Source organism: Arthrobacter sp. Soil762 (assembly GCF_001428335.1).
In the GTDB taxonomy this organism is placed as follows: domain Bacteria; phylum Actinomycetota; class Actinomycetes; order Actinomycetales; family Micrococcaceae; genus Arthrobacter.
This window is the reverse complement of record NZ_LMSG01000001.1, coordinates 969,252-975,251: the sequence shown is the minus strand read 5'-3', so window position 1 is coordinate 975,251 and position 6,000 is coordinate 969,252. Positions and strand designations below refer to the sequence as shown.

At 55.2% G+C, this 6,000-nt stretch carries 3 rRNA genes; all 3 read left to right on the top strand.

Annotated elements, in window-relative coordinates:
- Positions 1 to 185 precede the first annotated feature (185 nt).
- Positions 186 to 1,709 (top strand): 16S ribosomal RNA (locus ASG77_RS04555).
- A 536-nt stretch (positions 1,710 to 2,245) separates the two neighbouring features.
- Positions 2,246 to 5,381 (top strand): 23S ribosomal RNA (locus ASG77_RS04550).
- 225 nt (positions 5,382 to 5,606) lie between these two features.
- Positions 5,607 to 5,723 (top strand): 5S ribosomal RNA (rrf, locus tag ASG77_RS04545).
- The 16S, 23S and 5S rRNA genes sit together here, the layout of an rRNA operon.
- Positions 5,724 to 6,000 lie beyond the last annotated feature (277 nt).

Genomic DNA, 6,000 nt, shown 5'->3' with positions numbered 1-6,000 from the left:
TGTGTCTGTTGTTTGAGAACTCAATAGTGTGCCAAGTTTGTTGATACCAATTTATTGTATTGAATTGGTTGAATTGACTGGATCCGCCACCCCGTGGTGTGGTCTGGTTTTTACAGCTGGTTTCAAATTTTGTGCAGCCATTTTATCCTGTTATTTCCGGGGTTGGTGGTTGTGTCTGTTTTACTTCAACGGAGAGTTTGATCCTGGCTCAGGATGAACGCTGGCGGCGTGCTTAACACATGCAAGTCGAACGATGAAGGGAGCTTGCTCCTGGATTAGTGGCGAACGGGTGAGTAACACGTGAGTAACCTGCCCTTAACTCTGGGATAAGCCTGGGAAACTGGGTCTAATACCGGATATGACTCCTCATCGCATGGTGGGGGGTGGAAAGCTTTATTGTGGTTTTGGATGGACTCGCGGCCTATCAGCTTGTTGGTGAGGTAATGGCTCACCAAGGCGACGACGGGTAGCCGGCCTGAGAGGGTGACCGGCCACACTGGGACTGAGACACGGCCCAGACTCCTACGGGAGGCAGCAGTGGGGAATATTGCACAATGGGCGAAAGCCTGATGCAGCGACGCCGCGTGAGGGATGACGGCCTTCGGGTTGTAAACCTCTTTCAGTAGGGAAGAAGCGAAAGTGACGGTACCTGCAGAAGAAGCGCCGGCTAACTACGTGCCAGCAGCCGCGGTAATACGTAGGGCGCAAGCGTTATCCGGAATTATTGGGCGTAAAGAGCTCGTAGGCGGTTTGTCGCGTCTGCCGTGAAAGTCCGGGGCTCAACTCCGGATCTGCGGTGGGTACGGGCAGACTAGAGTGATGTAGGGGAGACTGGAATTCCTGGTGTAGCGGTGAAATGCGCAGATATCAGGAGGAACACCGATGGCGAAGGCAGGTCTCTGGGCATTAACTGACGCTGAGGAGCGAAAGCATGGGGAGCGAACAGGATTAGATACCCTGGTAGTCCATGCCGTAAACGTTGGGCACTAGGTGTGGGGGACATTCCACGTTTTCCGCGCCGTAGCTAACGCATTAAGTGCCCCGCCTGGGGAGTACGGCCGCAAGGCTAAAACTCAAAGGAATTGACGGGGGCCCGCACAAGCGGCGGAGCATGCGGATTAATTCGATGCAACGCGAAGAACCTTACCAAGGCTTGACATGAACCGGAAATACCTGGAAACAGGTGCCCCGCTTGCGGTCGGTTTACAGGTGGTGCATGGTTGTCGTCAGCTCGTGTCGTGAGATGTTGGGTTAAGTCCCGCAACGAGCGCAACCCTCGTTCTATGTTGCCAGCGCGTTATGGCGGGGACTCATAGGAGACTGCCGGGGTCAACTCGGAGGAAGGTGGGGACGACGTCAAATCATCATGCCCCTTATGTCTTGGGCTTCACGCATGCTACAATGGCCGGTACAAAGGGTTGCGATACTGTGAGGTGGAGCTAATCCCAAAAAGCCGGTCTCAGTTCGGATTGRGGTCTGCAACTCGACCCCATGAAGTCGGAGTCGCTAGTAATCGCAGATCAGCAACGCTGCGGTGAATACGTTCCCGGGCCTTGTACACACCGCCCGTCAAGTCACGAAAGTTGGTAACACCCGAAGCCGGTGGCCTAACCCCTTGTGGGAGGGAGCTGTCGAAGGTGGGACTGGCGATTGGGACTAAGTCGTAACAAGGTAGCCGTACCGGAAGGTGCGGCTGGATCACCTCCTTTCTAAGGAGCACCTACAGACTGTTGTTCACTACGTATGTGGTGGGCGGGGTTTGTCAGGAGTATATGCCCGTTGCGCAGACGTTTGTTCTGCGGCGGGTGCTCAAGGGTGGAATATCAATGAATAGCGGCCGCTTGTTTTGCGCCTCGCCTAGTACGGTGGTTGGTTTTCCTTCGGGATTGCTGCTGCTTGGAATGGTGTGGGTGTGGGTATGGGTGGTTTAGTGTTTGGCACACTGTTGGGTCCTGAGGCAACAGGGCCGGGGTTTCCCGGTGCTTGTTTGTTTCTGGTTTCCTGGCTGCATCGATCATGCGCGTTTGGTTCTCCTTTGTGGGGGCTGGTGTGTGGGGTGTGTGGTTTGGGGTTGTTGTTTGAGAACTACATAGTGGACGCGAGCATCTTTTATAAGAAGCAATTTCCAAGAATTATGAACCTGGATCTGTCCGGGCGTCTGTTGCTGTGGCCTTTTGGGGTTGTGGTGGTGGTGTCCGGGTGGTTTCTGTGGTTCTCTCGAAAATTAGCGTTTTTGATCTTTTGTGGTCAAGTTTTTAAGAGCACACGGTGGATGCCTTGGCATTAGGAGCCGAAGAAGGACGTAGGAATCTGCGATAAGCCTGGGGGAGTCGATAACCGGACTTTGATCCCAGGGTCTCCGAATGGGGAAACCCCGCCAGGGGCGCGAGCTGCCTGGTGACCCGCATCTGAACACATAGGGTGCGTGGAGGGAACGCGGGGAAGTGAAACATCTCAGTACCCGCAGGAAGAGAAAACAATAGTGATTCCGTCAGTAGTGGCGAGCGAACGCGGATCAGGCTAAACCGTTCCATGTGTGATAGCCGGCGGGCGTTGCATGGTCGGGGTTGTGGGACTTTCCATACCAGTTCTGCCGGACTGGTGAGGTGTGATGTGCAGGCATAGGTGAACGGTCTTGAAAGGCCGGCCAGAGAGGGTGTGAGCCCCGTAACCGAAATGTTTTGTGCCGCCTGGAGAGTATCCCAAGTAGCACGGGGCCCGAGAAATCCCGTGTGAATCTGTCAGGACCACCTGATAAGCCTAAATACTCCCTAATGACCGATAGCGGACCAGTACCGTGAGGGAAAGGTGAAAAGTACCCCGGGAGGGGAGTGAAACAGTACCTGAAACCGTGTGCTTACAATCCGTCGGAGCAGCCTTGTAGTTGTGACGGCGTGCCTTTTGAAGAATGAGCCTGCGAGTTAGTGTTACGTCGCGAGGTTAACCCGTGTGGGGAAGCCGTAGCGAAAGCGAGTCTGAATAGGGCGTTGCAGTGGCGTGATCTAGACCCGAAGCGAAGTGATCTACCCATGGCCAGGTTGAAGCGACGGTAAGACGTCGTGGAGGACCGAACCCACTTCAGTTGAAAATGGAGGGGATGAGCTGTGGGTAGGGGTGAAAGGCCAATCAAACTTCGTGATAGCTGGTTCTCCCCGAAATGCATTTAGGTGCAGCGTTGCGTGTTTCTTGCTGGAGGTAGAGCTACTGGATGGCTAATGGGCCCTACAAGGTTACTGACGTCAGCCAAACTCCGAATGCCGGTAAGTGAGAGCGCAGCAGTGAGACTGTGGGGGATAAGCTTCATAGTCGAGAGGGAAACAGCCCAGACCACCAACTAAGGCCCCTAAGCGTGTGCTAAGTGGGAAAGGATGTGGAGTTGCGAAGACAACCAGGAGGTTGGCTTAGAAGCAGCCATCCTTAAAAGAGTGCGTAATAGCTCACTGGTCAAGTGATTCCGCGCCGACAATGTAGCGGGGCTCAAGTACACCGCCGAAGTTGTGGATTTCAGATATTAGCTAAGCCGCCCCTTGTGGGTTGGTTCAGGCGTCTGGAGTGGTAGGGGAGCGTCGTGTGGGCAGTGAAGTCGCGGTGTAAACCAGCGGTGGAGCCTACACGAGTGAGAATGCAGGCATGAGTAGCGAAAGACGGGTGAGAAACCCGTCCGCCGAATGATCAAGGGTTCCAGGGTCAAGCTAATCTGCCCTGGGTAAGTCGGGACCTAAGGCGAGGCCGACAGGCGTAGTCGATGGACAACGGGTTGATATTCCCGTACCGGCGAAAAACCGTCCATGTTGAACAGGGGATACTAACCGCCCGATACCTGCCCGCCCACCCTTCGGGGTGATGTGGGTTTTGGTGGAGCGCGGGACCTGATCCTGGGAGGCAAGCGTATTAACAGGTGTGACGCAGGAAGGTAGCCAAGCCGGGCGATGGTTGTCCCGGTCTAAGGATGTAGGGCGAACGGTAGGCAAATCCGCCGTTCATGATGCCTGAGATCTGATGGGACCCCCTCACGGGGGGATTTGGTGATCCTATGCTGCCGAGAAAAGCATCGACGCGAGGTTTTAGCCGCCCGTACCCCAAACCGACACAGGTGATCAGGTAGAGAATACTAAGGCGATCGAGAGAATTATGGTTAAGGAACTCGGCAAAATGCCCCCGTAACTTCGGGAGAAGGGGGGCCCCAACCTTGAACACYACTTGCTGGTGGGAGGGGATCGGGGCCGCAGAGACCAGGGGGAAGCGACTGTTTACTAAAAACACAGGTCCGTGCGAAGTCGCAAGACGATGTATACGGACTGACTCCTGCCCGGTGCTGGAAGGTTAAGAGGACCGGTTAGCCGTAAGGCGAAGCTGAGAATTCAAGCCCCAGTAAACGGCGGTGGTAACTATAACCATCCTAAGGTAGCGAAATTCCTTGTCGGGTAAGTTCCGACCTGCACGAATGGAGTAACGACTTCCCCGCTGTCTCAACCATAAACTCGGCGAAATTGCAGTACGAGTAAAGATGCTCGTTACGCGCAGCAGGACGGAAAGACCCCGAGACCTTTACTATAGTTTGGTATTGGTGTTCGGAGTGGCTTGTGTAGGATAGGTGGGAGACGTTGAAGCCCGGACGCCAGTTCGGGTGGAGTCATCGTTGAAATACCACTCTGGTCACTTTGGACATCTAACTTCGGCCCGTAATCCGGGTCAGGGACAGTGCCTGATGGGTAGTTTAACTGGGGCGGTTGCCTCCTAAAAAGTAACGGAGGCGCCCAAAGGTTCCCTCAGCCTGGTTGGCAATCAGGTGTCGAGTGTAAGTGCACAAGGGAGCTTGACTGTGAGAGAGACATCTCGAGCAGGGACGAAAGTCGGGACTAGTGATCCGGCGGTACATTGTGGAATGGCCGTCGCTCAACGGATAAAAGGTACCTCGGGGATAACAGGCTGATCTTGCCCAAGAGTCCATATCGACGGCATGGTTTGGCACCTCGATGTCGGCTCGTCGCATCCTGGGGCTGGAGTAGGTCCCAAGGGTTGGGCTGTTCGCCCATTAAAGCGGTACGCGAGCTGGGTTTAGAACGTCGTGAGACAGTTCGGTCCCTATCCGCTGCGCGCGCAGGAAATTTGAGAAGGGCTGTCCTTAGTACGAGAGGACCGGGACGGACGAACCTCTGGTGTGTCAGTTGTACTGCCAAGTGCACCGCTGATTAGCTACGTTCGGATGGGATAACCGCTGAAAGCATCTAAGCGGGAAGCTCGCTTCGAGATGAGATTTCCATACACCTTGTGTGTGAGAGGCCCCCAGCCAGACCACTGGGTTGATAGGCCGGATGTGGAAGCGAGGACTAACGACTCGTGAAGCTGACCGGTACTAATAGGCCGATAACTTACACCACACACCACCCCTGTAAACGGTTCAAAAGCGTTTACAACCAACGGGTGGTAAAAAGAAAACAAGACTGCTTGCGTCCACTATGTGGTTCCCAAACAACAAACCATTTGTTGCAGGGAACACCAACTAAATAAACAACACCACACCTGCAACCAAAAAATTGCAGGAAGCATGTTGTAACCAGATTTCCCACCCCCAGCCACACAGCCGGCGGGACGGGTAAAAGGGTTACGGCGGTCATAGCGTGGGGGAAACGCCCGGTCCCATTCCGAACCCGGAAGCTAAGACCCACAGCGCCGATGGTACTGCACCCGGGAGGGTGTGGGAGAGTAGGTCACCGCCGGAACATCATTACGGTCGAGAGCCCCCCAACCACCAGGTTGGGGGGCTCTCCCACTTTAACCACCACACCACAAACACCCCCNTGGGAGAGTAGGTCACCGCCGGAACATCATTACGGTCGAGAGCCCCCCAACCACCAGGTTGGGGGGCTCTCCCACTTTAACCACCACACCACAAACACCCCAGCCCGGCACAGACAACCAGGCCCGGCACCCAACCTAAGACGCAGCACCCAACACACCCGCCGCCGTCGCACCCACCACACGCTCCGCCGTCGTGCA